Source organism: Caulobacter sp. Root343 (assembly GCF_001425745.1).
In the GTDB taxonomy this organism is placed as follows: Bacteria; Pseudomonadota; Alphaproteobacteria; order Caulobacterales; family Caulobacteraceae; genus Caulobacter.
This window is the reverse complement of sequence record NZ_LMDF01000006.1, coordinates 841538-868432: the sequence shown is the minus strand read 5'-3', so window position 1 is coordinate 868432 and position 26895 is coordinate 841538. Positions and strand designations below refer to the sequence as shown.

Annotated in this window: 24 protein-coding genes and 1 tRNA gene; 14 read left to right on the top strand and 11 right to left on the bottom strand. The window is 68.0% G+C overall.

The genetic code is table 11. The features are described from left to right. Positions 1–4: 4 nt before the first annotated feature. The 5 genes from pepN (at position 5) to ASC70_RS11410 (ending at position 6769) form a co-directional block, all read left to right on the top strand. Positions 5–2596, top strand: a complete 2592-nt coding sequence (pepN, locus tag ASC70_RS11430) for an aminopeptidase N (protein ID WP_056050126.1) — start codon at positions 5–7, stop codon at positions 2594–2596. A 168-nt stretch (positions 2597–2764) separates the two neighbouring features. Next, positions 2765–5293, top strand: coding sequence for a PAS domain-containing sensor histidine kinase (locus tag ASC70_RS11425; RefSeq protein ID WP_056050124.1), 2529 nt, complete (start codon positions 2765–2767; stop codon positions 5291–5293). Positions 5294–5317: 24 nt separating this feature from the next. Next, positions 5318–5608 (top strand): DUF1330 domain-containing protein, encoded by a 291-nt coding sequence (locus ASC70_RS11420; RefSeq protein WP_056050122.1) that lies wholly within the window; start codon positions 5318–5320, stop codon positions 5606–5608. Between the two features lie 108 nt (positions 5609–5716). After that, entirely contained in the window at positions 5717–6262 is a 546-nt protein-coding gene (locus ASC70_RS11415) for a dihydrofolate reductase family protein (RefSeq protein WP_056050120.1), read from the top strand. Between the two features lie 159 nt (positions 6263–6421). Further along, entirely contained in the window at positions 6422–6769 is a 348-nt protein-coding gene (locus ASC70_RS11410) for a UrcA family protein (protein WP_047404775.1), read from the top strand. On the opposite strand, the gene ASC70_RS11405 is transcribed toward ASC70_RS11410, so the two are convergent. The 3 genes from ASC70_RS11405 to ASC70_RS11395 are packed head-to-tail and all read right to left on the bottom strand — an operon-like array spanning position 6766 to position 8854. Then, positions 6766–7212, bottom strand: coding sequence for an NUDIX domain-containing protein (locus ASC70_RS11405; RefSeq protein ID WP_056050119.1), 447 nt, complete (start codon positions 7210–7212; stop codon positions 6766–6768). The two genes, ASC70_RS11410 and ASC70_RS11405, sit on opposite strands and share 4 nt — an antisense overlap. 8 nt (positions 7213–7220) lie before the next feature. Continuing rightward, on the bottom strand, positions 7221–8249 hold the full coding sequence (locus ASC70_RS11400; RefSeq protein ID WP_056050117.1) for a hypothetical protein: 1029 nt from the start codon (positions 8247–8249) through the stop codon (positions 7221–7223). 17 nt (positions 8250–8266) lie between these two features. Next, positions 8267–8854: a glutathione S-transferase family protein gene (locus ASC70_RS11395; RefSeq protein ID WP_056050115.1), complete on the bottom strand. Its 588-nt coding sequence runs from the start codon at positions 8852–8854 to the stop codon at positions 8267–8269. Positions 8855–9054: 200 nt separating this feature from the next. Here ASC70_RS11395 and ASC70_RS11390 point away from each other — a divergent pair, with 200 nt between their 5' ends. Continuing rightward, positions 9055–9573: a 3D domain-containing protein gene (locus ASC70_RS11390; RefSeq protein ID WP_047404767.1), complete on the top strand. Its 519-nt coding sequence runs from the start codon at positions 9055–9057 to the stop codon at positions 9571–9573. Between the two features lie 104 nt (positions 9574–9677). Then, entirely contained in the window at positions 9678–11861 is a 2184-nt protein-coding gene (locus ASC70_RS11385; protein ID WP_056050113.1) for an acylase, read from the top strand. A 21-nt stretch (positions 11862–11882) separates the two neighbouring features. Here the strand turns inward: ASC70_RS11385 and ASC70_RS11380 are convergent, their stop codons facing one another. Beyond that, positions 11883–12518, bottom strand: a complete 636-nt coding sequence (locus ASC70_RS11380) for a porin family protein (RefSeq protein ID WP_056050111.1) — start codon at positions 12516–12518, stop codon at positions 11883–11885. Positions 12519–12767: 249 nt separating this feature from the next. Between ASC70_RS11380 and ASC70_RS11375 the strand changes: the two genes are divergently transcribed. Then, a complete protein-coding gene (locus ASC70_RS11375; protein ID WP_056050110.1) occupies positions 12768–13463 on the top strand; it encodes a response regulator in 696 nt (231 codons plus the stop codon). Continuing rightward, positions 13460–14653: an ATP-binding protein gene (locus ASC70_RS11370; RefSeq protein ID WP_056050108.1), complete on the top strand. Its 1194-nt coding sequence runs from the start codon at positions 13460–13462 to the stop codon at positions 14651–14653. Before ASC70_RS11375 ends, ASC70_RS11370 begins: the two co-directional genes overlap by 4 nt. On the opposite strand, the gene ASC70_RS11365 is transcribed toward ASC70_RS11370, so the two are convergent. Genes ASC70_RS11365 through cobA form a run of 5 tightly spaced genes read right to left on the bottom strand, consistent with a single transcriptional unit; the run spans position 14650 to position 18754 of the window. Next, the gene (locus tag ASC70_RS11365; RefSeq protein WP_056050106.1) at positions 14650–15384 is read right to left on the bottom strand and encodes a phosphoadenylyl-sulfate reductase; all 735 of its coding nucleotides are present in this window, start codon (positions 15382–15384) and stop codon (positions 14650–14652) included. The genes ASC70_RS11370 and ASC70_RS11365 overlap by 4 nt on opposite strands. Continuing rightward, on the bottom strand, positions 15384–15890 hold the full coding sequence (locus tag ASC70_RS11360; protein ID WP_056050104.1) for a DUF934 domain-containing protein: 507 nt from the start codon (positions 15888–15890) through the stop codon (positions 15384–15386). Before ASC70_RS11360 ends, ASC70_RS11365 begins: the two co-directional genes overlap by 1 nt. Next, complete coding sequence (locus ASC70_RS11355) at positions 15874–17532, bottom strand: nitrite/sulfite reductase (RefSeq protein WP_056050102.1); 1659 nt, start codon at positions 17530–17532, stop codon at positions 15874–15876. Before ASC70_RS11355 ends, ASC70_RS11360 begins: the two co-directional genes overlap by 17 nt. Before the next feature lie 11 nt (positions 17533–17543). Then, positions 17544–17903 (bottom strand): DUF2849 domain-containing protein, encoded by a 360-nt coding sequence (locus ASC70_RS11350; RefSeq protein ID WP_056050100.1) that lies wholly within the window; start codon positions 17901–17903, stop codon positions 17544–17546. Next, complete coding sequence (gene cobA, locus ASC70_RS11345) at positions 17900–18754, bottom strand: uroporphyrinogen-III C-methyltransferase (RefSeq protein ID WP_056050098.1); 855 nt, start codon at positions 18752–18754, stop codon at positions 17900–17902. Before cobA ends, ASC70_RS11350 begins: the two co-directional genes overlap by 4 nt. Positions 18755–18963: 209 nt before the next feature. Between cobA and gcvA the strand changes: the two genes are divergently transcribed. Then, positions 18964–19920, top strand: a complete 957-nt coding sequence (gene gcvA, locus ASC70_RS11340) for a transcriptional regulator GcvA (RefSeq protein ID WP_047404749.1) — start codon at positions 18964–18966, stop codon at positions 19918–19920. Between the two features lie 48 nt (positions 19921–19968). Beyond that, a complete protein-coding gene (locus ASC70_RS11335) occupies positions 19969–20301 on the top strand; it encodes a chorismate mutase (protein WP_056050097.1) in 333 nt (110 codons plus the stop codon). 116 nt (positions 20302–20417) lie between these two features. Here ASC70_RS11335 and ASC70_RS11330 read toward each other — a convergent pair whose 3' ends face one another. Beyond that, on the bottom strand, positions 20418–21311 hold the full coding sequence (locus ASC70_RS11330) for a TIGR00266 family protein (RefSeq protein WP_082539592.1): 894 nt from the start codon (positions 21309–21311) through the stop codon (positions 20418–20420). Between the two features lie 342 nt (positions 21312–21653). On the opposite strand from ASC70_RS11330, the gene ASC70_RS11325 reads away from it, so the two are divergent. Beyond that, positions 21654–24746 carry a TonB-dependent receptor gene (locus ASC70_RS11325; RefSeq protein ID WP_056050093.1) on the top strand — a complete coding sequence of 1031 codons (3093 nt, stop codon included), beginning with the start codon at positions 21654–21656 and terminating at the stop codon, positions 24744–24746. A 64-nt stretch (positions 24747–24810) separates the two neighbouring features. On the opposite strand, the gene ASC70_RS11320 is transcribed toward ASC70_RS11325, so the two are convergent. Then, complete coding sequence (locus tag ASC70_RS11320; protein WP_056050092.1) at positions 24811–25149, bottom strand: Hpt domain-containing protein; 339 nt, start codon at positions 25147–25149, stop codon at positions 24811–24813. Positions 25150–25230: 81 nt separating this feature from the next. On the opposite strand from ASC70_RS11320, the gene ASC70_RS11315 reads away from it, so the two are divergent. Beyond that, positions 25231–25306, top strand: a tRNA-Lys gene (locus ASC70_RS11315). 262 nt (positions 25307–25568) lie between these two features. Continuing rightward, positions 25569–26888 carry an efflux RND transporter periplasmic adaptor subunit gene (locus tag ASC70_RS11310; RefSeq protein WP_047404704.1) on the top strand — a complete coding sequence of 440 codons (1320 nt, stop codon included), beginning with the start codon at positions 25569–25571 and terminating at the stop codon, positions 26886–26888. Positions 26889–26895 lie beyond the last annotated feature (7 nt).

The following is a 26895-nucleotide window of genomic DNA, read 5'->3' as shown; positions in this document are numbered from 1 at the left end:
ACGGATGCGCACCGACACGTCTCAGCCCATCCGCCTGGCGGACTATCGCCCGTTCCCGTTCGCCATCGAGACCACCCGGCTGGTCTTCGACCTGCGTCCGTCAGCGACGCGGGTCCGGGCCGAGCTTTCGGTGCGTCGAACCGGCGCCAAGGGCGAGCCCCTGGTGCTGAACGGCGAGCGGCTGAAGCTGCTGTCGGCAGCCATCGACGGTCAGGCGCTCAGCGCCAACCAGTATGCTGTCGATCCCGAGCACCTGACGATCCACGAGACCCCGGACCAGTTCGTCCTGACCACCGAGGTCGAGATCGATCCGTCGTCGAACAAGGCGCTGATGGGCCTTTACATGTCCGGCGGCCGCTTCTGCACCCAGTGCGAGGCCGAGGGCTTCCGCACCATCACCTATTTCCCCGATCGGCCGGACGTGCTGAGCCGCTACAGCGTGCGCATCGAAGCAGACCGCAAGTTCCCGCACCTGCTCAGCAACGGCAATCTGGTCGACAGCGGCGCGCTCGGGAGCGACCGCTTCTTCGCCGAGTGGACCGACCCTTTCCCCAAGCCCTGCTACCTGTTCGCGCTGGTGGCTGGTGACCTGGACGTCCTGACGGACAAGTTCGTCACCATGAGCGGCCGCGAGGTGGCGCTGAAAGTCTTCGTCGATCCGGGCCAGGCCTCGCGCGCCGCCTACGCCTTGGACAGCCTCAAGCGGGCGATGAAATGGGACGAAGAGGCGTTCGGCCGCGAATACGACCTCGATCTGTTCATGATCGTGGCCGTGCGCGACTTCAACTTCGGGGCCATGGAAAACAAGGGGCTGAACATCTTCAACAGCTCCCTGCTGCTGGCCGATCCGGAGACCGCCACGGATCTGGACTACGAGCGCATCGAGGCCGTGATCGCCCACGAATACTTCCACAACTGGACCGGCAACCGCATCACCTGCCGCGACTGGTTCCAGCTGTGCCTGAAGGAAGGCTTCACGGTTTTCCGCGACCAAAGCTTCAGCGCCGACATGCGTGGCGCGGCGGTGCAGCGGATCAAGGATGTCCGAGCCCTGCGCGCGCGGCAATTCGCCGAGGACGCCGGCCCTCTGGCCCACCCGGTGCGGCCGTCCAGCTACTTGAAGATCGACAACTTCTACACCGCGACCATCTACGAGAAGGGCGCGGAGATCATCCGCATGCTCAAGACCATCGTGGGCCCGGCGGCGTTCCGGAAGGGCAGCGACCTCTACTTCCAGCGCCACGACGGTCAGGCCACGACGGTCGAGGCCTTCATCGCCTGTTTCGCCGAGGCCTCGGGCCGCGACCTTTCGGACTTCTTCGGCTGGTACGAGCAGGCCGGCACGCCCTCGGTGACGATCGAGACGGCCTATGACGTCGACGCCAAGGCCGTGACCCTGAGCTTCACCCAGTCCACCGCCCCCACGCCCGGCCAGCCCACCAAGAAGCCCTTGCCGATCCCGATCGCCATCGGCCTGCTGTCGACCGAGGGCGAGCTCCTGCGCGACACCGAGGTCGTGCTGCTGGACCAGGAGCGGCTGACCGTCCGCTGGGACGGCGTCGCCAGCGCCCCCGTATTGTCGGCCCTGCGCGGCTTCTCGGCGCCGGTGAACCTCTCGACCGACGCCCGGCCGTCGGACCGCTACGTACTGTTCGCCTCGGATTCCGACCTCTTCAACCGCTGGGAAGCCGGCCAGACCCTGGCGCGAGACCTAATCCTGGCCCGCGCCGCCGGCGCGCCGGACGAGGTGGGCGAGGAACGCTACGCCGACGCCCTGGGCCAGGCCCTGGTCGACGACGCCGCCGAGCTGGCCTTCAAGGCGCTGTTGCTGACCCTGCCGTCGGAACAGGACCTCGCCTTGATGTCCGAACCCGCCGACCCGGTGGCCCTGCACGCGGCCCGCGACCACCTTCGCGCCCGCATCGCCGTCCATCTGGGCGACCTGCTGCGCCGCCTGCATGGCGAAGCCCAGAGCGACGGCGAGTTCTCGGCCAGCGCGGGGGCCGCCGGTCGCCGCGCCCTGCGCAACGCCTGCGCGGAGGCCCTGTCGGCCGATCCCCACGCCGACAACCTGATGCGCCTGGTGGGCCATTTCGAAGCCGCCCGCAACATGACCGACATGATCGGCGGCCTCTATCCGCTGGTCGCCATCGGCGGCGTGGCCCGCGAGAAGGCCCTGGCCCGCTTCCACTACGCCTGGCGTGAGGAACCCCTGGTGCTGGACAAGTGGTTCGCGGTGCAAGGGCGCGATCCGAACGAGGACGTGCTGGAGCGGGTGATCGCCCTGACGACCCACCCGGATTTCGAGTCGACCAATCCCAACCGCCTGCGCGCCCTGATCTCGACCTTCGCCAACTTCAATCCGGCGCGCTTCCACGATCCCAGCGGCGCGGGCTACCGCTTCCTGGCCGACCAGATCCTGGCCGTGGACTCCTTCAATCCCATGACCGCCGCCCGCCTGGTCGAACCCCTGGGGAACTGGCGGCGCTACAAGCCCGAACTGGGCAAGCTGATGCGCGAGCAACTGGAGCGCGTCGCGGCGCAGCCGGAATTGTCAAAGAATGTATCGGAGCTCGCCACTAAGGCGTTGGACTGACTAGGATTTCACGAGTCGGACCAGGGCGGGATTGCGACCAATAAGCCCACAAGGCCGGAATCCGCCTCTTCGGCGGTGACGCCGTCCCGGCCGGTAAGTTAGATTCACCATCTTGGCGAAGTGACTCGCCATGATGATGTGACGGAGCCGGGCGGTTTGGACAGGGGCATGGCGAGACACGGGGGGCCGGCGCGCGCCGGACCGACCGCGCCCGCGGCCATGCGGGCCAAGACCGTTCAAGGTCCCTCCCAAGCATTCGTCCGTGTCGCCATCCTGGCCGCGCTGCTGCTGCTGGCCGTCTACACCGCCTTCGGCGTCAAGCGGCTGCAGAACGAAGCCGCCGTCCAGCCCGGCGGGGCCCCGCTGTCGGCCAAGGCCGGGCTGATCGCCGGCCGGGTCGAGGTCAATCTCGCCGCCCAGCGCGCGGGCCTCTCGGCCGCCGCCGACCTGCTCAAGCGCGATCCGGGCGCGACCATGGACGCCGCCGAGACCGCCCTGCGCGCCGCCGGCGGCGAGGCCGCGGCCGTCGCGGTCGTCGGCCCTAGCGGCGTCGTGTCGATCGCCGGCCGCGACGAGGGCGCCGACTGGAAGGCCGCCGCCCAGGCCGCCGCCGCTTCGGGCCGCACCACCTGGACCGGCTCGGTCGGCGACACCGGCCGTCTCTATGTCGCCACGACCGCCACCTTGGACCACGCCCGCGCCTTCGTGATCGCCAGCGGCGACGCCACGCGCCTGATCGAAGACCCTCAAAAGGGCGACAGCGCGGCCCTTGCGCTGCCAAGCGGTAAGCTGATCGCCGCACGCGGTCGCGGCGCCCAAGGCGCCAATACGGTCCGCGAGGCCTTCGCTTTGTCGCCCGAAGATGTCGGCGACGGCGCGGTCGCCCTGCGCGGCCAGGCGATCGACGGCGCGGCGCTGGACGTCGCCGTGCGTCCGGCCGCCGAAGGCGCTCTGCAAGTGCTGGCCGCGGCGCCCACTCACACCGTCGCCAACCTGGACCGGCAGGTCATGGACGGCGCGTTCAACCTGCTAGCCCCGTTGGCCGTCGGCATCGCCCTGGCGCTGCTGCTGCTGATCCAGAGCCGCAAGGCCGAAGTCGCCCACCGCGAGTTCGTCGACAGCGAGCAGCGCTTCCGCCTGGCCGTCGAGGCCGCTCGCTGCGGCATCTGGGAATGGGACCTGAACGGCGACCAGGTATTCCTGTCCGACGTGACCGGCGCGATGTTCGGCTGGGGCGGCGGCGGCGTCGTCTCGGGCCAGGACCTCCTGGAACGGATCTCGATCGACCACCGCGAGCGGGTCCGCCAGGCCCTGGCGAACGCGGCCATGTACGGCGCCTTCGACGTGTCGTTCCGTGTCCCCGCCGCCGAGCAGGGCGGCCGCTCGCTGTGGATCGACGCCCGCGGCCAGGGGTTCGGCAAGCCCGGCGTCGACGGCTATGTCCGCATCATCGGCGTGGCCCTGGACGTCACCGAGGAGCGCATCGCCCAGGCCCGCGCCCAGGCCGCCGAGAACCGCCTCCGCGACGCCATCGAGAGCGTGTCCGAAGCCTTCGTGCTCTGGGACCGCCAAGGCCGTCTGCTGATGTGCAACCGCAACTATCGCAGCGTCTTCTCGCTGGAGCCCAAGCTGCTGAAGCCGGGCGCCGCGCGCGCCGAGGTCAACCGCTTCGCCGCCCTGGCCATCAAGCAGGACCACCCCGCCCCCGACGGCGCCAAGGGCGTGCGCGAGGCCGAGCTGATGGACGGCCGCTGGATCCAGATCAGCGAGCGCCGCACGGCCGAAGGCGGCCTGGTCATGACCGCCGCCGACATCACCGCGATCAAGACCCAGGAAGAAGCCCGCCGCCTCAACGAGGAGCAGCTGCAGAACGCCATCGCCGGCCTGGAGCGCAGCCAGGAGCAGCTGGCCGAGCTGGCCCGCAAGTACGAGACCGAGAAGGTCAGGGCCGAGAGCGCCAACAAGGCCAAGAGCGAGTTCCTGGCCAACATGTCCCACGAGCTGCGGACGCCGCTGAACGCCATCAACGGCTTCTCCGAGATCATGATGAACGAGATGTTCGGCGCGCTCGGGGACGCCCGCTACAAGGGCTACAGCCAGGACATCCACTCGTCGGGCCAACACCTGCTGGCGCTGATCAACGACATCCTCGACATGTCGAAGATCGAGGCCGGCAAGATGAACCTCAAGTTCGAGCCGATGCACCTGGAGGACGTGGCCGAGGACGCGGTCCGCCTGATCCGCAACCGCGCCGAGGCCGCCGGCCTGAAGCTGAGCATCGACTTCCCGGTCCTGCCCGAGATCGAGGCCGACTACCGGGCGGTCAAGCAGGTGCTGCTGAACCTGCTGTCCAACGCCATCAAGTTCACGCCGCGCGCCGGCAGCGTCACCGTCCGCGCCGAGGTGCGCCGCGACCCGTTCAACGACACGGTCAAGGTCTCGGTCACCGACACCGGCATCGGCATCGCCAAGGAAGACCTGGAACGCCTGGCCCGGCCGTTCGAGCAGGTCGAGAGCCAGTTCTCCAAGACCACCCAAGGCACCGGCCTTGGCCTGGCCCTGACCAAGTCGCTGATCACCATGCACGACGGCGTGCTGGAGATGCACTCCATGCCCGGAGAAGGCACCACGGTCAGCTTCACCCTGCCCGTCCGCCAGAGCGACCATAAGGCCACGCGGGATTTCGCCGCCGCCTAGGATTTCAAGCCCGAGGCAAGAAGCGTGACAGCCTATTTCGTTCTCGACCTGACGATCCGCGACTTCCGCGGCTTCGCGCCTTACATGGCCGCCATTCCGGCCTTCATCGAGAAGCATGGGGGACGGTATATCGTCCAAGGCGCCGAACCCCTGGTGATGGAAGGCGACTGGACGCCGGAACGGGTCGTGGTGATCGAATTCCCGAGCCGGGAGAACGCCGAGGCGTTTCTGAATGATCCCGAGCGCCAGGACCTATTCGCCATTCGTCATCGGACAACGACCAGCAAGCTGATCCTGGTGGACGGCTGCACCTAGCGGCGTGCTCGGGCCGAAAAAGTTCGCGGACCGTTGTCGGCTTCCGGCGCGCTCACGCGTCCTTCGGACGAGGCGGCGAACGGACCGGCTGAAACATGGAGCTCGCCGATGGCCAAACTCGTCTTCGGAATGATGCAATCGCTGGATGGCTATGTCGCCGGCGTGACCGACGGGCCGCAGCTGCCGATCCCCGGACCCGCCCTGCATCGCCACTTCAACGATCACGTCCGCGACCTGGCCGGCTGCCTCTACGGCCGCCGCATCTACGAGGTGATGCGCTATTGGGACGAGGACCGTCCGGACTGGGACGAGATCGAACGCGACTTCGCGCAAGCGTGGCGGGCGCAGCCCAAATGGGTCGTGTCACGCACTCTGAAGTCGGTCGGCCCCAACGCGACGCTGATTTCCCGTGACGTCGAAGCGTTCGTCCGACGGCTGAAGGCCGACGTCGAGGGCGACATCGACGTCGCCGGACCGGAGCTGGCGGCCAGTCTCACCGACCTTGGCCTGATCGACGAGTATCGCCTCTATCTCCGCCCCGTCGTGCTCGGCGGCGGAAAGCCCTACTTCGCCCGATCGCGACCGCCCCTGCGCCTGATCGCCAGCGGCACCGTCCCGGAAGACGCCGTCAGGCTGGTGTTCGTCCCGGCGTGACGACCCCGCCGTTCAATTCTAAATTTTCGGAAATATTACTTGTGTTTCATAGACTTAAATCGAGGTCATGAAGCACTCGTAACGGGTTTTCGGCGCTGACCAGGTCTACACCCTCGCTCAACGGATCGCCGCGGGCGACCAACCAGAGGGATCGAGACCATGAGCAAGATCGTCAACCGTATCGCCGTCGCCGCCGCCCTGGCCCTGGCCGCCACCCCGATCATCGGCCTGAGCGCCGCCCACGCCGGCCAACGCGTCGAGCCCGTCGCCCGGATCAAGGTCGGCGACCTGCGCCTGTCGGACCCTACGGATGCGCGTGAGTTCGCCCGCCGTGTGAATATCGCCGCGAACCGCGCCTGCGAAGCCAAGGGGCTGCGGGGCCTGTCGGTCAAAGCCTGCCTGATGGACTTCGGCGCCGATGTGCAGGACGCCCTGAACGAGAAGCAAGCCGCCGACCTGAAGGTGGCGAAGGCCGCCGGAGCCGGCGTGGCCTTGGCCGCGAACTAGCCTCTGCGCATCCATGCCGCGACCGCCCAGGCATGGGCGTCGTGGCGGAGGGCGACCACCGCGTCGCGCGGGTCCAGCCAGACCAGCGCATGGTCGTCCTCGACCTTTAGGCCCGGCTTCTCGCCGGTCACCTTGACCGCATAGATCCCGCCGAAGTTCCGCACCGGTTGGCCGTCGGATTTCAGGAACAGCTGCGACACCGTATCGATCAGAAGACCGGCCTCGACCACGAGGCCGGTCTCTTCGCCGAACTCGCGGACCACCGCCTCGGCCTCGGTCTCGTCACCGTCCACGGCCCCGCCGGGCAAGTCGAAGTAAGGAGCCTTGCCGGGCTTGCTCACCTGGGCCAGGGCGATCTGGCCCAAGGCGTTCTCGGCGACGCCGAACGCGGCTGGACGGTCGAGATAGGTCAGCCCCGCCACGGGCGCGCCGAAAGCCAGCATCCCTTGCCTCAGTCCTTGCCGTAGAGGTCGAACCACGGATCGACCTTGCCGGACTCGACGTCCGCCACGCTGGTCTCCGGACGATAGCCGATCGTGCCCTTGGCGCTAGCGGTCCAGGCGTCGGTGACCAGGTCGCGCAGGGCCGTGGCCCCGGCCGCGACGCGGGCCTGGACGAAGGTCTTGGCGCGCGGATCGGTCTCGACCATGCCGCCGGCCTTTTCCAGCTGATACAGCGGCTCGGTCTGTTTCCAGGTTTCGGTCAGATAGCCGACGACGCGGGTCTCGATCGAGCAGTCGCAGGCCTTGTAGGCCGGCACCAGCGCCTTGATCGACGCCTCGTCGCCCAGGGCCTTGGCCAGCGGCCCCTCGAACTGGAAGTGGGTCGAGCGAGCATTGGTGTAGCCGTTGGGGTTCGGATAGTCGCCCCAGCCGTTGTAGTGCACCGACAGGTGCAGCGGCTGGCTGCCGTCGCCGACATAGTGGGCCCAGACGCCCAGGTCGCGGACCAGCAGGTCTTCCCGGCGCTTCAGGTCGGCCTTGTAATAGGCCAGCCGGGTCGGATCCTTCTCGATCTTCAGCGCGGCGGTCAGGATGCGCCAGTAGGTGAAGTCCTTCACCAGCTGCTGATAGCCGTCGATGATCGCGTACGGCAGGTAGCCGGCCTTCCAGCTGTCGACGCCGGCGGCCTGCAGGGCCTTCTCGTAGTCGGCGCGGGTCGGCGGCAGGGTCGCCACCGTGAACATCGGCCCACCATACATCCGGCCTTGATCATCGATGTCCAGGAAATGGGCCGCGTCGCGGTCGGTGTCGTGGACCTTGCCCGAGCCCTTCCAGCGGTCCGGCTCGCGCGCGTACTCGCCGATCGCCGCGATCGCCGCGGGCGTGCGCAGGAAGGCGGGCACGTCCGACGGCAGGCTGGCGGCGCCGACCACGCCCACGACGCGGTGGCCCGAAGAACCCCAGGCCAAGGCCGAGGCGGCCGGCGCCGACAGGGCGGCGGCGAGGACAAGGACTTTCAGGCTGGACGACAGACGCAAGGAGGAGCTCCGAAGGATCAGATAATGCCGAGCGCGGTCTCCATCCGCTCCACCCAGGCTGTCACGGCCGGATACAGCGAAAGGTCGAACCCGCCCTCGTGCGCCACGCGGGTGTAAGCCACCAAAGCGATGTCCGCCAGGGTGAGCCGCTCGCCGACCAGAAAGGGCGTTTGTTTCAGCTGTGTTTCCAGCCGCGCCAGGGCCTGGCCGCCGCGCTCGATCAGCCGCGTTTCCAGGCTCTCCGGGGCCTTGCCCAGATAGACGACCTGAAAGCGCGCCACGGCGACATAGGGCTCGTGGCTGTACTGCTCCCAGAACAGCCACTCGAACATCTTGGCCCGCGCATAGGCGTCGGCGGGGACCAGGGCCGAGCCCTCGGCCAGGTGGAGCATGATGGCGTTGGACTGAGCCAACGGGCGGCCGTCCTCCAGGATGGCCAGCGGCACCTGCCCCGCCGGGTTCAGGGCCAGGAACTCGGGCGTGCGCGTTTCAGCGGCCAGGACGCTGGTCTCGATCCACTCGAACGGCCGGTGCAGCTGTTCGGCGGTCCACTTCACCTTGAGGCAATTGCCCGAGATCGAGTCGCCGTAGATGCGCAGCGTCATGGCGGGTTCCTTCTGTGAAGCCGTCGAAAGCGAAAAAATCGATACGCCAAGGCCAAGTTTCAAGCCCCTGAATCGACGCCGCTTTTTCGCTCATCAAGCGAACGGCGCCTGCGACGTATGGGCTCCAGGGGTTGTCACAGGGCTGTGATCAGAATATCCAGACGCCGCCCGACAGACACGCCGATAAGAGGACCCCCTCGATGCGACGCAAGCTCGCCGGAATTTTGGCCACCGCGGTCATCTCCGCATTCGCCTTCCCCGCCATCGCCGCCGCCGGCCCGGACTCTTCGTCCGACCAGACCACGCGCGCCGATCCGCTGGGCGAGCTGATCACCTCGGCCCTGAGCGGCGGCGCCCTGCCCGGCTCGGTCGAGTTCAAGATGAAGGCCACGATGTACCACGCCGGCGCCAAGGGCATCCGCGCGTTCGACTCGCTGGGCTGCAAGGTCGCGGCCATGCGCACCGTCGCGGTCGATCCCAAGGTGATCCCGCGCCGCACCGTGATTTTCATCAAGGAAACCGTCGGCCTGCCCATGCCCGACGGCGGCGCGCACGACGGCTATTGGTACGCTTCCGACATCGGCGGCGCGATCAAGGGCCTGAAGCTCGACTTGTTCAGCGGCTTCGGGGCCGCCTCGATGAAGACGCTTCGCGGCATCGACCTGTCCAGCCTGTCGGTCAGCAAGGTCGGCGAATTCAAGGGCTGCCCGCCGCAATAGCAGGCGCCGCCGCCTCGTCCGAGCTTCGCCGTCTTGGCGCTCGGCGATGTTCCCCCTACACGTGATGACCGTTCGAGGCCCTCGATGGGCTCGGGAGGTCGTTCATGCGTGTTCTGTCCGTCAGCGTCCTGGCCTTGATGGCCGCCGCCGTTCTCACCGCCTCGCCGGCCAACGCCGCCGATGACCTCTCCGGCCTGAAGGCGCGCGCCGCCAAGGTCCAGATCGTCCGCGACGACTGGGGCATCGCCCACATCCACGGCAAGACCGACGCCGACGCCGTGTTCGGCATGGCCTACGCCCAGGCCGAGGACGACTTCAATCGCGTCGAGACCAACTTCATGACCTCGCTGGGCCGCACGGCCGAGGCGGAGGGCGAGAAGGCGATCTGGGCCGACCTGCGCCAGAAGCTGTTCATCGATCCGGCCGTGCTGAAGGCCGACTACGCCAAGAGCCCGGCCTGGCTGAAGACCCTGATGAACGGCTGGGCCGACGGGCTGAACTTCTATCTGGCGACCCATCCGGACGTGAAGCCGAAGGTCATCAAGCACTTCGAGCCGTGGATGGCGCTCAGCTTCTCGGAAGGCAGCATCGGCGGCGACATCGAGCGGGTGGCCCTGACCCAGCTGGAGGCCTTCTACGGCCAGCGCCAATTGGCCATGACCGCCGACGAGAAGGGCCTGCTGTTCAAGGAGCCCAAGGGCTCGAACGGCTTCGCCATCGCCCCGAAGAACACGCTGGAGGGCCACGCCCTGCTGCTGATCAACCCGCACACCAGCTTCTTCTTCCGCTCGGAGATGCAGGTGGCCAGCGACGAGGGGCTGAACGCCTACGGCGCCACGACCTGGGGCCAGTTCTTCATCTACCAGGGCTTCAACGCCAAGGCTGGCTGGATGCACACCTCCAGCGGCGTCGACGTGGTCGACGAGTTCGCCGAGACCATCGTCGAGAAGGACGGGAAACGCTTCTACAAGTACGGCGCGGCGCTGCGCCCGCTGAAGAGCGAGGTGATCACGGTCCCCTACCGCGCCGCCGACGGAACGATGGCGGAAAAGCGCTTCACCGTCTTCAAGACCCACCATGGTCCGATCGTCCGCGAAGAGAACGGCAAGTGGATCACCATCGCCCTGATGAACAAGCCGATGGCGGCGCTGGAGCAGTCGTTCCTGCGCACCAAGGCCACGGACTACGCCAGCTTCATGAAGGTGGCGCAGCTGAAGGCCAATTCATCGAACAACACCCTGTTCGCCGACGCCAAGGGCGAGATCGCCTATCTGCACCCGCAGTTCATTCCCATACGCGACGACCGCTTCGATTACACCAAGCCCGTGGATGGCTCGGACCCGGCCACCGACTGGAAGGGCCTGCACGCCCTGAACGACGCGCCGCACGTTCTGAACCCGCCGAACGGCTGGGTCTTCAACACCAACAACTGGCCCTACACGGCCGCGGGGCCCTACAGCCCGAAGAAGGCCGACTATCCAAGGTACATGGACAGCGCGGGCGAGAACCCACGCGGGATCCACGCCGACCTCGTGCTGAAGGACGCCAAGAACCTCACCCTGGGCGGCCTGATCGACAAGGCCTACGACCCGTACCTGACCGCGTTCGCGCGGCTGATCCCGACGCTGGAGGCGGCCTACGCCGCCACGCCCGACGGCGATCCGATCAAGGCCAAGGTGGCTGATCAGGTGGCCGCGCTGAAGGCCTGGGACCGCAGGTGGTCGGCCCGATCCACGGAAACATCGCTGGCCGTGTTCTGGGGCGAAGCGATGTGGGCCAAGGCCGCGCCGGCCGCCAAGGCCCAGGGGCTGAACCCCTACGACTTCATGGCCTACAGGCTGACCGCCGCCGACAAGCTGGCGGCCCTGGCCGAGGCGTCCGATCGTCTGACCGCCGATTTCGGATCGTGGAAGACGTCGTGGGGCCAGATCAACCGCTTCCAACGCAACGACGGCGCGATCGTCCAGACGTTCGATGACGCCAAGCCCAGTATCCCGGTGCCGTTCACTTCGGCCCAATGGGGCTCGCTGGCCTCGTTCGGGGCCAAGCGCTGGCCGGGGACGAAGAAGTACTATGGGACCCTGGGCAACAGCTTCGTGGCGGTCGTCGAGTTCGGCGACAAGGTCCGGGCCCGCGCCGTCTCGGCGGGCGGCGAGAGCGGTGATCCCGCCTCCCCGCACTTCAACGACCAGGCGCTGAGGTACAGCCAGGGCAATCTGCGCGACGTCTACTTCTATCCCGAGGACGTCAAGAAGCACGCCGTCAAGACGTACCGCCCGGGAGAATGACCCGGGCGGCATGAGGCGAGCCTAGAAGCGAAGAACCGCGCCGAGGTTGAAGCGGGTTTCATTGCCGTCCAGCTTGAGCTTCTCGCCGCCGGCGAAGGTCACCGCCTTGTCGTCGTACTTCACGCGCAGCGCCTCGGCCCGAAGGGACAGGTTGCCGGTCAGCAGCTGTTCGTAGCCGACGCCGTACACCAGGCCCTTCTCGGTCAGCTTCTTCTTGGAGCCGATGATCGAGGCCTCGACCTTGCGGCGCTCCAGCCCGACCTTGCCGTACAACAGGCCGCCCTCGGTGACGACGAAGCCCGCGCGAGCGGCCGCGCCGTAGCGCAGGCCCGGATCGATCGTCACCCTGGAGCCGGCCAGATTGCGCGAGGCCTTGCCGCCGCCGGCGCCCAGCGACGCCTCGCCGCCCAGATAGAGGCTCTCGCCGACCACGGCGCCGTAGCCGACGAAGCCGCTGTAGTCGAAGCCCGTCTTGTTGGCCGAACCGGCGGCCGCGGCGCCGGCCTTTGGCGTGAAGTCCAGCTTGGTCTTGGGCTTGGCGTAGCCGACGTCGGCCCCGGCGTAGAAGCCGCTGAGGGTGTCGGCGTCCTGGGCCATGGCGGGGGCGGCGAAGGCCGTGCTCAGCAGGGCCGCGGCGATGATCGTGATTTTCAGCATGGGAGAGACTCCATCTCGTTGACGACGCCGGCGGAGGGGCCAGCTGGACGTGGAGCCTTGGTGGCGGCAGGCGATGGAGGGTCTGCGCGCGAAGTGTGGAGACCGCGTGCGGGCGACCTTAAGAGTAATTCATTTGCCAGAACGACGATCCGCGGGCCTTGCGTAGGGATCGCGAGGCTTTCGCCGAACCTCCACGAAACCTCGACAGTCCCCCGGCAGGATGCGCGGCCCAGGTTCAGGATCCCGAAGATGGAAAACGCGCTGATCTGCGTGGTCGAGGACGACCCCGACATCGCCCGCATCCTGCAGACCTATCTGGAGCGCGAGCGCCTGCGCGTGGTCTGCGCCGCCGATGGCGAGATCGCCCTGCAGCAGCACCGCAGCCTCAATCCCGACCTTCTGCTGCTGGACGTCAACATTCCCAAGACGGACGGTTACGCCGTGCTGGCCGAGGTGCGGCGGCGCGGCGACACCCCGGTGATCTTCGCCACGGCCATGGCCGAGGACATCGACCGTCTCACGGGCCTGCGGATGGGCGCCGACGACTATGTGGTCAAGCCGTTCAACCCGGCCGAGGTGGTGGCGCGGGTCAAGGCGGTGCTGCGGCGGACGCGCGGCGGCCGCGGGGCCGGAATGCTGCGCCATGGCCCGATCGAGGCCGACCTCTCGGCCCACCTGGCCCGCGTGGTCGATCGCGACGCCGGCGCGAGGACCCTGAACCTGACGCTCAGCGAGTTTCGCATCCTGGTTCAGTTCCTGAATGCGCCAATGCGGGTGTTGGGCCGGGCCGAGATCCTCGACGCCTGCCTGCCCGACAGCGACGCCCTGGAGCGCACCGTCGACAGTCACGTCAGCAATCTGCGGCGCAAGCTGGAGGCGGCGGGAGCCGTCGGCTTCGTCGTCAATGTGCGCGGCGTCGGCTATCGCCTGGTCGGCGCGGCGTGAAGGCCCCGCCCACCCTCGCTCGCCGCCTGGGCACGGCCATCGCCGGCATGCTGGTCTGCGCGGTCGTCTTCATCGCCACCGCCTCGGCCGGGATCGACAGATTGATCAATCTGGAGATCAAGAGCCGTATTCCCCCGCGCCTCGTCCACGCCATCGAGCAACTGGACCGCAACGAAGTCCCCTCACACACCGACATGCTGGCCTTGCTGAAAACGATGGCGGCCGAGCAGACCCGCGCGGTCGTGCTCAGCTATGCCGGCGTGGCGGTCTTGTCGCTGCTGGTTATCGTCATCTGCGTGTGGCTGGCCGGGCGGATCGCGCATCGCTTCGCCGAGCCCGTCAACGCCGTCGCCGACGGGGCCAAGAAGATTGGCGCCGGCGACTTCAGCCACCGCATCGTCCCACCGCCGAAATTGACCCGCGAACTTCAGAGTCTGGTCGACGGCTTCAACGCCCAGGCCGAGGCGCTGGAGAACTCGGAGCGTCGGATGCGGTTCCAGTCCGCCGCCATCGCCCACGAGCTGCGTACGCCCCTGACCGTGCTGAACGGCTATATCCAAGGGGCGCTGGACGGCGTCTTTCCGCGCGACGACGCGCAGATGCGCGCGCTGCTGACCCAGGTGCACGACCTGTCGCGGATCATCGACGATCTGCGCACGGTCAGCCTGGTCTCGACCGGCGCCCTGGCTCTGGAAGTCACCGACTGCGACCTGGCCGAGGAAACCCGATCGGTGCTCCACGCCCTGGCTCCGCAATTCGCGGCGGCCGGAATGGTCGTCGAGACCGATCTGGAGCCCGCCCTCGTTCGCGCCGACCCTGCCCGCGTGCGCCAGATGCTGCGGGCGATTCTGGAGAACGCCCGCCGCTACGCCGCCGAGGGCGGTCGCCTGTCGGTCCGCACCCTTGTCCAGGACGGCGAATGCGTGCTGCAGGCCGCCGACCGCGGCCCCGGCTTCCCGGCGGACCATCGGGCCTTCGAGGGCTTCTGGCGCGCGGATCTGTCGCGTACTCGAGCGACGGGCGGCTCGGGGCTGGGCCTGGCGGTGGTCAAGGCGCTGGCCGACGCGCACGGCGGCGAGATCACGATCCGCAACCGGCGCAACGGCGGCGCGGTGGTGGAGCTGCGGTTCCTGGCGCGCGACGAGGCCGAGCGCCTGGCCCTGCCCCGGCTGGCGCGAATGCCGGTCTAGATATCCCCGCCGACGTTCGAGGCCACGCCAGGAGCGCGGGCGACGTGGATGCCGCACTCGGTCTTTTCCTGGCCCGCCCAGCGGCCCGACCGGCCATCCTCGGACGGCTTCGTGCAGGGCCAGCAGCCGATCGAGGCGTAGCCCTGGGCCACCAGCGGATGGGTCGGCAGGTTGTGCTCGGCCACATAGGCGTCCAGCTCCGCCTTGCCCCAGTTGGCCAGCGGGTTGAACTTGATCTTGCCGTCGGCCTCCTCGACCACCGGCAGGCTCAGGCGATCGCCGCCGTGGAAGCGCTTGCGGCCGGTGATCCAGGCGTCGAAGCCGCCCAGGGCCCGGTCCAGCGGCAGCACCTTGCGGATGTTGCAGCAGGCGTCGACGCTGGTGCGCCACAGGTCCGAGTTCGGGTCCTGGGTCGCCAGGTCCGCGAAGGCCGGGCGCAGGTCGCGCACATCGGTCAGGCCGAACTGGGCGGCGACGTTCTTGCGATAGTCCAGCGTCTGGCCGAACAGCATGCCGGTGTCGAGGAACAGCACCGGAATGGCCGGCGACACCTGCGAGGCCAGGTGCAGCAGCACCGCCGACTCCGCCCCGAACGACGAGACCAGGGCCAGCCGGTCGCCGAAATGCTCGTGGGCGGCGCGCAGGATGGTCAGCGGATGGGCGTCGCGCAGCTCGGCGTCCAGCCGAGCCGCCAGCCCGGGAGCCGTTGCGCCGGTCTGGTCGTAAGCCATCAGGAGGCCCTTTCCTCGAACGCCACCACCCGGTCGTCGGCGGCGCGCTGATACACGTGGCGGAAGCGGCGGGCGGCCTTGGTCCAGGCCTCGGGCGTGGCGCCGTCGGCGGGCTCGAAGGCGTCGAAGCCGCAACGGACCATGAAGCCGGCCTGCTCCTGTAGGACGTCACCCACCGCGCGGACCTGGCCCTGATAGCCGAACCGCTCGCGCAGCAGGCGGGCCGAGGTATAGGCGCGGCCGTCGCGGTACTTCGGGAAGGCCAGGGCCACCACCGCGATGCGCGGCAGGTCGTAGGCCAGAACCTCGACCTCCTGGTCGGACTCGATGCGCACGCCGACGCGGCGGCTGTTCGACGACAGCAGGGCGTCGCCCTCGGCTTCGAAACGGGCCAGCGACAGGATCACGTCGCCTGCGTCGGGAATGGCGTCCTCGTCGGCGACGTGGACGAAGGCGTCGTCAGCCCAGCGGGCTTCGCCGTCCGCCAGCTCAATCAGCTTGGGCATAGACAGCCTCCTTGAAGGGCTCGAGGCCCACGCGGCGATAGGTGTCGAGGAAGCGCTCGCCATCGGCGCGGACGTTCAGATAGGCTCCGACCAGCTGGTCGACGGCCGTCGCGACCTTATCGGCCGGCAGGGCCGGACCCAGGATCTTGCCGATCGAGGCGTCCTCGGCGCCGGAGCCTCCCAGCGACAGCTGGTAGAACTCCTCGCCCTTCTTATCGACACCCAGGATGCCGATGTGGGCCACGTGGTGGTGGCCGCAGGCGTTGATGCAGCCGCTGATCTTGATCTTCAGCTCGCCGACCTCTTCGGCGCGATCGGGATCGGCGAACTGGCGGGCGATGTCCTGGGCGATCGGAATGGCGCGGGCGTTGGCCAGGGCGCAGTAGTCCAGGCCCGGGCAGGCGATGATGTCGCTGATCAGGTCGATGTTCGGCGTGGCCAGGCCCGCCGCCTGCAGGGCCGCGAACACGGTCGGCAGGTCGTCCTGCTTCACGTGCGGCAAGACCAGGTTCTGGGCGTGGGTGACGCGCAGGTCCGAGAAGCTGTAGCGTTCGGCCAGGTCGGCGACCAGCTCCAGCTGATCGGCCGAGGCGTCGCCCGGGGTCTGCTCGGGCGCCTTCAGCGAGACCTCGACGATCGCATAGCCCGGCTGCTTGTGGGCGCGGACGTTGTTGCGCACGAAGCGGGCGAAGGCGCTGTCATGGGCCTTGGCGAGCTCGAAGGCTTCCGATCGAGCCGGCAGAGTCTCGAACGGCGTCTTGGCGAAGGACGCGCGGATGCGGGCCAGCTCGGCGGCCGGCAGGTCAGCGCGGGCGGCGTCGATCTTGCTCCACTCTTCCTCGACCTGGCGCGCGAATTCCTCCGCGCCCAGGGCGGCGACGAGGATCTTGATCCGGGCCTTGTAGATGTTGTCGCGGCGGCCGTGGCGATTGTAGACGCGCAGGACGGCTTCCAGATAGCTCAGCAGACGGTCGGTCGGCAGGAACTGCTTGATGCTCGGGCCGACATAGGGCGTGCGTCCCTGGCCGCCGCCGACGATCACCTCGAAACCGTGCGTTCCGTCGCGCCCCTGGCGCAGCAGCAGGCCGATATCGTGCACCTTGGCCGCGGTGCGGTCCTTGGCCGAGGCGGTGATGGCGATCTTGAACTTGCGCGGCAGGAACGAGAATTCCGGGTGCAGGGTCGACCACTGGCGGATCACTTCGGACCAGACGCGCGGGTCGTCGATCTCCTCGGCCGTGGCGCCGGCATAGGGATCGGACGTGGTGTTGCGGATGCAGTTGCCGCTGGTCTGGATGGCGTGCAGGTCCACCTCGGCCAGCTTGTCCAGGATGTCCGGCGCGTCCTTCAGCTTGATCCAGTTGAACTGGATGTTCTGGCGCGTCGTGAAGTGGCCGTAGCCCTTGTCGTAGTCGCGCGCGATCTCGGCCAGACGACGGGTCTGGGTCGGGTTCAGCGAACCGTACGGAATGGCGATCCGCAGCATGTAGGCGTGCAGCTGCAGATAAAGGCCGTTCATCAGCCGCAGCGGCTTGAACTGGTCCTCGGTGATCTCGCCGGCCAGGCGGCGGCCGACCTGACCTCGGAACTCGCTCGAGCGGTCGATCAGGAATTCACGGTCGATGACGTCGTACTGGTACATGGCTTTCCGCCCTACTTCCTGCGGATCAGATCGACACGGCCGGTCGAGCGCGCCGCGCCGGCCGCGTGGCGCAGGGCCTCGACGACGTCGCCGCCCTCGGCCTGCTTGCCGTGCGTGGGTTCGTTGGTGGGGCCCAGGGCCCGGATGCGTTCGCGATAGCTGAGCGGCGCCCAGCGGCCTTCGGACTCGATCAAGTCGATCGGATAGACGTCGACCACGACGGTCGGCTGGCCCTTGCCCGTGGCGACGGCGGCCTCGACCGGCTCGTCGGTATCGAACAGCTCGGCCTCGCCGAAGCGCTCGACCCATTGGCCGCCCTTCCAGAACACGACCTCGCCGTCGAGCAGGCGGTTGGCGGTGATGGCCTTCATGGGCGCGAGCTCCGCTCGAACGGGAGAGAATGGGAAACCAGATCGGCCGCCGGCGCGACGTCGGCCATGGCCATCGCCTCGCCGACCATCAGCAGCGCCGGGCCGGTCAGGCCCTCGGCGGCTTGGGCCAAGTCGGCCAGGGTGGTCAGGATGCGGCGTTCGTCGGCGCGGCTGGCGTTCTCGACGACCAGGGCCGGGGTCGAACCCGCGCGGCCGGCGGCGGTCAGGCGTTCGGCGATCAGGCCGGCGGTCGAGACGCCCATATAGACGACGACGGTCTGGTTGGGCCGCGCCAGCGCGGTCCAGTCCAGGTCGGGCTCCCCATGGGCCGCATGGCCGGTGACGAAGGTGACCGCCTGGGCCGCGCCGCGATGGGTCAGGGGCGCGCCGGCCCCGGCGCTGGCGGCCAGGGCGGCGGTGACGCCGGGCACGACGTGGCAGTCGACGCCAGCGGCGCGGCAGGCCAGCAGCTCCTCGCCGCCGCGGCCGAACAGGAATGGGTCGCCGCCCTTCAGGCGGACCACGGTCAGGCCATCCAGGGCCAGAGCCACGATCAGCTGGTTGATGTCGTCCTGCGGCAGGGTGTGGCGCGACTTGCGCTTGGCGACGTTGATCCGCCGCGCCGCCGAGGGCGCCAGGTCGAGGATCTCGTCGGAGACCAGGCCGTCATGCACCACGACATCGGCCGCGCGCAGGGCGTTGAAGGCGCGAAAGGTCAGGAGGTCCGGATCGCCGGGACCGGCGCCCACCAGCCACACCGCCCCGGGGGCGCGCGCGGCCCGCGCCCCGCCGACGACGACGAGACCGGACTTGCGGCCAAACTTGCTGGGCGGCGCCGTGCGAGGGGCCATCGGGTGTCAGGTCCTCTAAAAGCGCGGAGCGACGTTCTCGCCGCCGCGCGACCCTTTGAGTTTTCAACGCAATACGGGGCGGCTCTTACGAACCACCCCGCTAGCGCCCACTGACGAAAAGGGCCAATCCGTCAGCGAACGCTTGCAAACTCGGCGCGAAGAGGCCAATTCGCAAACAAGGACTTCTGCCGGGGCGTTCAGTAAAACTCATGGAAAGACCGAACGAGCGCCGCCGCCTGCCGCCCCTGAACGCCCTGCGCGCGTTCGAGGCCGCCGCGCGGCACCTGAACTTCAGCCGCGCCGCCGACGAGCTGTCGGTGACGCCCGGCGCCGTCAGTCAGCAGATCCAGAACCTCGAGGACTATGTCGGGGCCGCCCTGTTCAAACGCACGCCCAAGGGCCTGCTGCTGACCGACGCGGCGCAAACCGCCCTGCCCGCCCTGCGCGAGGCGTTCGACCGGCTGGCCGAGGCCGCCAGCCTGCTGACCGCCGCCGTCGACGGTCGGCGCCTGACCCTGACCGCCGCCCCCTCGTTCGCCGCCAAGTGGCTGGTGCCGCGCCTGGGCAAGTTCGAGCAGGCCCACCCGCAGGTCGACGTCTGGCTGTCGGCCGGCATGGAGGTCGTCGACTTCGCCACCGGCGAGGTCGACATGGCCATCCGCTACGGCTCGGGCCGCTATCCCGGCCTGGAGGTCATCCGCCTGCTGCACGAGACGGTGGTGCCGGTCGCCAGCCCCGCTCTGCTGGCCGAGAACGCCCTGGAACGTCCCGAGGATCTGGCCCACCACATCCTGCTGCACGACGGCTCGCCCGACGCCGACGACAGCTGCCCCGACTGGGCGATGTGGCTGGCGGCGCGCGGGATCAAGGGCGTCGACGGCGCGCGCGGCCCGCGCTTCAACCAGTCCAGCCTGGTGATCGAGGCCGCCGCCAACGGCCGTGGCATCGCTCTGGCCAAGCGCACCCTGGCCCAGGCCGACCTCGACTCGGGGCGCCTCGTCATCCCATTCGAGGCCTCCACGGCGGTCGACTTCGCCTATTACGTCGTCCACCCCAAGGCCAAGGGCCGCCTGCCCCAGGTCAAGGCCTTCGTGACCTGGTTGAAAGCCGAGGCCGAAGCCCACGAAGCCGCCCTGCTGACCATGGACAATGGCTCGGGCATTTAAGCCTCTACAGCTCTGGTTTTAGGCGACGGAACCGGCTTAAAGGGGCCCATGAAAACGACGACTCTCACGGTCGACGAGCGCCTCGCGCCTGCCGACTGCCAGACCATGGCCGACGTGCGACAGGGCGTGGACGCCCTGGACCGGGCCCTGGTCCAGCTCCTGACCGAGCGCCAGGGCTACATGGACGCGGCCGCCCGCATCAAGGCCGACCGCGGCAAGGTGTTCGACCGCGCGCGGATCGAGGACGTGGTGACCAAGGTCAAGGCGGCCGCCCGCGAAACCGGCCTGTCAGAAGCCATCGCCGAACCGGTCTGGCGCACGCTGATCGACCGCTGCATCGCTTATGAGTACGACAGCTGGGATCGGACCAAGGGACAATAGAAGCTGTCATCCCGGACAAGCGCGTAGCGCGCAGATCCGGGACCGCCGGAAGCTCCGCGCTTGTGGCGGTCCCGGCTCTCCGCTTCGCTGCGGCCGGGATGACAGCCTTTTGCGGCCTAATTCCCGTCGATCAGGTTCCCGAACTGGCCGAGGATGCTGCCCTCGCCGCGGTTGCCGCCCTGCCCTTGAGCGGCCTGCATCATGCGGCCGGCCAGGCGCGCGAACGGCAGGGACTGGATCCAGACCTTCCCCGGGCCGCGCAGGCGGGCGAAGAACAGGCCCTCGCCGCCGAACAGCACGCTCTTGACGCCGCCGGCCATCACCAGGTCGAAATCGACGCCAGGCGTATAGGCCGCCACGCAGCCCGTATCGATGTGCAGCTCCTCGCCCGGGGCCAGCTCGCGCTCGACCAGAGCCCCGCCCATCTGGACGAACACCCAGCCGTCGCCCTCGAGGCGCTGCATGATGAAACCCTCGCCGCCGAACAGGCCGGTCATCATCCGCTTCTGGAAATGGATGCCGATCGAGACGCCGCGCGCGGCCGCCAGGAAGCTGTCCTTCTGGCAGATCAGGGTTCCGCCCAACTGACCCAGGTTCAGCGGCAGGATCGAGCCCGGCGTCGGCGAGGCGAAGGCCACCCGCGCCTTGCCTTGGCCGGTATGGGTGAAGACGGTGGTGAACAGGCTCTCGCCGGTCACCAGCCGTTTGCCCGCGCCCAGCAGCTTGCCCATGAAGCCGCCCCCCTGGTCGGCCGAGCCGTCGCCGAACACGGTGGTCATCTGGACGCTGGCGTCCTTCCAGACGAACGAGCCGGCCTCGGCCACGGCGCTTTCGCCCGGATCGAGCTCGATCTCGACGAACTGCAGCTCCTCGCCCTTGATCTCGAAGTCGATGTCGTCGGCGACGCCGGCGGCGCGCTGGTGGCTCCAGGGGCTGGGGGGCATGGGAAAACTCCTCGTGTCTAGAGCCCCTGTTCTAGCGAGGCCGCGCCGATCCCGCCAATTACGCATCCTTTAAAATTGGCCCGCGAAACGCCCTTGAGGGCGGTCAAGTCGGACGGCTAATTTGGTCATACCATTAGTCAGACAAATGAGACAAAGGTTCGCCTGACCAGCTCATGTCGGCCCGGGCATTTAGGGTCGGGTTTTCCTCGACAATTCAACACCTGGTGCGTTTTCACCATTGAGCGCGCTTCCATCGACGACCAACCCTCCCACACGCTGAGGTTTTGGCCTGACCACGTGGTCGCCAGCTTGCGCCAAGTGGCATTACCAATTCTTGACAATGGCGCGGACTGGTCGGATAAGTCTCGCCAAGGGCGCCAGGTCAGTGCGCCGGGGGAGGCATTTCTCATGATCCATGCTCGCAACACCTTCGCTCTTCGCGCCGCGCTGATGGCGTCCTGCGCGGCGCTGGCCGTCGGCTCGGCCGCCGAGGCCCGGCAGACCGCGCCCGCCAAACCCGAGGCCGAGACCGTCGAAGCCGTGGTCGTCACCGGTTTCCGCCAGGCCTACGCTAACGCCATCGCCACCAAGCGCGAGACGCTGGAGATCTCGGACGGCATCTCGTCGGATGGCCTGGGCCGCTTTCCCGACCTGAACGTCGGCGAGGCCATCCAGCGCATTCCCGGCGTACAGATCAACCGCGAGGCCGACAGCCGTAACGCCACGATCAGCTTGCGCGGCCTGCCCGGCACCTTCGCGCGCACCACGCTAAACGGCGGGGCCTTCGCCGATCCGATCCTGAACGGCTCGACCCCGCTCGGCGCGTTCAACTCCGACATTTTCACCGCGATCAACGTCATCAAGTCGCCGTCGGCGTCGAACCTGGCCGGCGGCCTCTCGGGCAATATCGATCTGCGGATCAACCCGGCCCTGGCCCGCAAGGACGGCGGCTTCGCCAAGCTGTCCTACGAGTATAACGACCTGGGCAACCTCGGCAGCCCACAGGCCTCGCTCGGCTACAACAAGCACCTGACCGACGATTTCGCCGTGTTCGGCGTCGTCGCGTGGAAGGACGAGAAGTTCCGCCGCGACTCGATCACCGTGAACTCGTGGGCCAATCGCCTGGGCTCGATCCAGGTCGGCAACCAGGCCACGCCCGGCAACAACCCGATGTACGACGCCCTGATCGCCAAGTATCCGGGCGGCGTCTACTATCCCAGCCAGACCCGCCAGCTGGTCAAGTTCAACCGCGGCACCACCCTATCGGGCGCGACCGGCTTCGAATGGCGGATCAACGACGAGTGGAAGTTCGGGGCCAACGGCTTCATCACCAAGCGCAAGCTGGATGAGGCGACCAACAACCTGCTCTATATCGACGCCGGTCCGGGCAACAACACCAACACCGCCCTGACGGCGACCTCGGCCGTCGCCCACATCACCGACGTCGGCACGCCCTATATCGTCAAGACGCCGAACGGCGACCGCGCCTACGTCAACAAGTTCTCGGCCGAGAACATCAACACCTTCGACTCGGTGCGCTCCGAGCCCGCCAAGAACCAGACCTGGGCGATCAACCCGACCCTGGAGTTCAAGAACGACGCCTGGAAGGCCACCGCCAACCTGACCGTCTCGCGCGCCAAGGCCCAGGCCAACCAGATCGAGCTGGACGTCGTCCAGAACCCCTATCGCAACCTAGGTGTCGCCGGCCTGAACGGCATCACCACCTCAGTCTACCTGGGCGGAACGGACCTGGCGAACTACACGGCGGTGCTCAACACCCCGCACGCCACCCACCTGCCGACGGGCGGCTTCCTGATCCCGGCCACCCCAACCGCGCCGACCCAAGCGGGCGCCCAGATGCCGGGCCAGTCGGCGACGACCGCGGCCGACCGCTTCGGCGTCACCGGCACCAGCGGTCAGGCCGACAACGTGCTGGACGCGTTCCAGCTCGATTTCGACCGCACGCTGGATGGCTCGATCATCACCAACCTGACGTTCGGCGGCCGCGCCGAGCACAACAAGTTCACCTCGAGCGGCTCGCGCAACACCGCCCTGGGCGCCCAGACCCAGAACATCACGCCCGACATGGCCGGACAGCTGTCGTACGCGCGCGACTTCTTCGGCGGTCAGGCGGCCGGCGCCTCGTCGAACTGGATGAACGTCGACATCGACCGGATCCTGAAGGCGATCACGCCGGTCAACACCAACCTGCGCACGGCGACCAATCCGAACGGCCTGCCCGACCAGTTCGCCCTGGGCGCGCCCGGCGTATTCCTGACGCCCTATGGCGTGGTCAACAACTACACGGACGGCAACTACTGGAACAACAACTTCAGCAACCAGAACGACGTGTTCTCGGCGTATCTGGCGGCCAAGTTCAAGACCGAACTGTTCGGCGTTCCAGTCCGCGGCACCGTCGGCACGCGCTACGAGTACACCGACAACAAGATCGTCGCCCTGAACTGTAAGAACTGCACCACCGCCCTGGCGTCGCTGGCGGGTCCGATCAACCACTCGCTATCCACCCAGACGTCGAAGCGGAACTACGACTACTGGCTGCCGTCGGCGATCGTGGTGGCCGACCTGCGCGACGACCTGGTGTTCCGCGCCGCCGCCTACCGCACCTATGTCCGTCCGCAGCCGCGCGACAACGTGCCGACCACCTTCGTGCAGGTGCCGGTCGACGTGAACCCGCCGACCGACCCGGTCTATACCGTCACCCTCGGCGCCACGGACATCAAGCCGTACACCTCCGACTCGTATGATGCGTCGCTGGAATGGTACAATCGCCCGGGCGGCCTGATCTCGATCGCGGCCTACCGCAAGGAGATCCAGGGCTATATCGGCCCGATCACCGACCAGGCGATCCTCTGCCCGGCCAGCGGCAAGATCGACGGCCTCGATGTCGACCTGGGCACGCTCAGCATCGACAACTCGGCCGGCACGCCGCGTTGCGTCAGCTCGAACAAGTTCGTCGGCGCCGGCGGCGTCCTGAAGAACGCCCAGGTCAATATCAGCGGCAAGACCAACCAGAGCCCGATGACCGTCACCGGCTTCGAGTTCAACATCCAGCAGAACCTCGACTTCCTGCCGGGCTTCTGGAGCGGTTTCGGCGGCGCGTTCAACTTCTCGCGCACGAAGATCGACGGCAAGGACACGGCGGGCAACAAGATCACCCTGCCCAGCGTGTCGAAGAACAACCTGAACCTGATCGGCTACTACGAAGGCAAGGATTGGGGCGTCCGCCTCGTCTACAACTGGCGTGACAAGTATGACCTGGCCGCCGGCAACTCGTTCGTCGGCGACGCCCGCACCGTCAAGGCGCGCAGCCAGCTCGACGCCTCCGCCTCTTACAAGATCACCGACAGCCTGACGGTCTCGGTCGACGCCTTCAACCTGACCGACGCGACCCGTTCGGAATACGAGAACGACCCGATGCTGCCGCGCCGGATCGACTACGACGGCCGCACCTACCAAGTCACGATGCGCGCCAAGTTCTAAGGCGGGCCATCGCACCCTCTCCTCCTCGGGGCCGAAGTTCGCTTCGGCCCCTGTTTTTTTGCCGTCAGCCCTTCAGCGACCGCAGCGCCTGTTCGTGGGCGTAGGCGGCGATGTCCATCAGGACGACGTCCAAGGCCGTCCGCACGCCCTCCAGGCTCTCCTGGCCGGCCTCGCACCGTTCGCAGACCTCACCGAGCGCGAAGGCCCCGACCCCCCGCGCCGCGCCCTTGACCGTATGGACCGCGTCCTTCCAGCCGGGATGGACGGGATCCAGCATCGGAGTCCACAGCGCGGCCTGTTCGCGAAACAGCGCCAGCACCTCGTCGACGACCCTGGAATCTCCAGCCGCGAACCCTTCCAGGTAAGCGAAATCCACGGCTCCGCTGATATCTCGTCTGGCCAAAAAATAGTCCCTTGCGTTCCAAGATTCTTTGAGTATGTTCCGCGCCTCGCCGCCAAGGCACGCAAGTGCTTCGGACCGAGCGGGCGCATAGCTCAGTTGGTAGAGCAGCTGACTCTTAATCAGCGGGTCGTAGGTTCGAATCCTACTGCGCCCACCATTCTCTCTGAAAACCAGTAGGTTGACGAGGCCGCGCAAGCGGCCGAGCGCCCCTGTGCGTCATGCGCATTCTACACGATATGGCGACTTTCCGACAGCCAAGCGGAGCCCTATCGCGGCGAGATCATTTCAGACCTGAAAACCGGCGCACACGTTAGGCCTCTACGGGTCGGGAGACCGTCTGCTTATCGACGGCTCCCTAGGGGCGGCCTGTCGCCGCCCGTTCACGCCGCGCCCGTTCGCGGCTGACTCGAAGGCTGACGATGACTGACACCCCGCGCACGCCCCCGCGCCGCCGGACGCTGATCCTTGGCGGGCTGATCGCCATCCTCGCCCTGATCGGCGTCATCTGGCTGGCCTGGACGCTGCTGCACGGCGACAAGGGCGAAGGCGGCGGCGGTCCGGGAGGCCCCGGCGGCGGATTTGGCAGCGGCGGCGGCCGGCGCGGGCCGGCCAGCACCGTGGCGGTCGCCGCGGCGGCGACCACCGATCTTCCGATCATCATCGACGCCCTGGGCACGGTGAAACCCGCCGCGACGGTCACCGTGCGACCGCAGGTCTCGGGCGTGATCACCCAGGTGCTGTTCCGCGAGGGCCAGGTGGTCCAGCGCGGCCAGACCTTGGTCCAGATCGATCCCCGCCCCTACCAGATGGCCCTGTTGCAGGCGCAGGGAAACCAGACCCGCGACGAGGCCCAGCTGGCGGCCGCTCGCCTGACCCTGTCGCGCTACCAGACCCTGCTGGCCCAGGACTCGATCGCCCGCCAGGAGGTCGACACCCAGGCCGCGACGGTCAAGCAGCTGGAAGGCACGGTGATGTCGGATCGCGCCGCCGTCGGTACGGCGCGGCTCAATCTCGGCTTCGCCCGCATCGTCGCCCCGGTCTCGGGTCGCGTCGGCCTGCGCGTGACGGACGTCGGCAACTATATCGGCGCGGGCGACGCGAATGGCGTGGCGGTGATCACCACGGTCTCGCCGATCGACGTCGAGTTCACCGTCCCGCAGGACGACGTGCCGCGCATCGCCGCCCGCCAGGGCCGCGCCAACGTGCCGGTCACGGCGTTGGACCGCACCCGAACCCAGACCCTGGACCGCGGAACCTTCTCGACCCTCGACAACCTGGTCGACACCGGCACGGGCACGGTGAAAGCCAAGGCCCGCTTCCCGAACACCGGCAACGCCCTGTTCCCCAGCCAGTTCGTCAACGTCCGCATGGAGCTGGACACCATCAAGGGCGCGGTCGTCGTCCCCGCCACCGCCGTGCGCCAGAGCAGCGACGGCTCGTTCGTCTGGCTGCTGAACGCCGACAAGACCGTCTCCAAGACGCCGGTGAAGACCGGCCAAGCCACCGGCGTCCAGGTGCAGATCACCGAAGGCCTCAAGGCCGGCGACAAGGTCATCACCGAGGGCGGCGATCGCCTGCGCGACGGCGGCAAGGTCCAGCTGCCGGGCGCGCGTCCGCAAGGCCAGGGCAAGGGTCAAGGCCAGGGCAAGGGGCAGCGCCGCCATCGCGACGGGGCCCAAGGGGCTGGCCAGGGCCAGGGTGGCGGCGAAGGCCGCCAGCGCCAGCCGCGTTCGGAATAGCCGGACG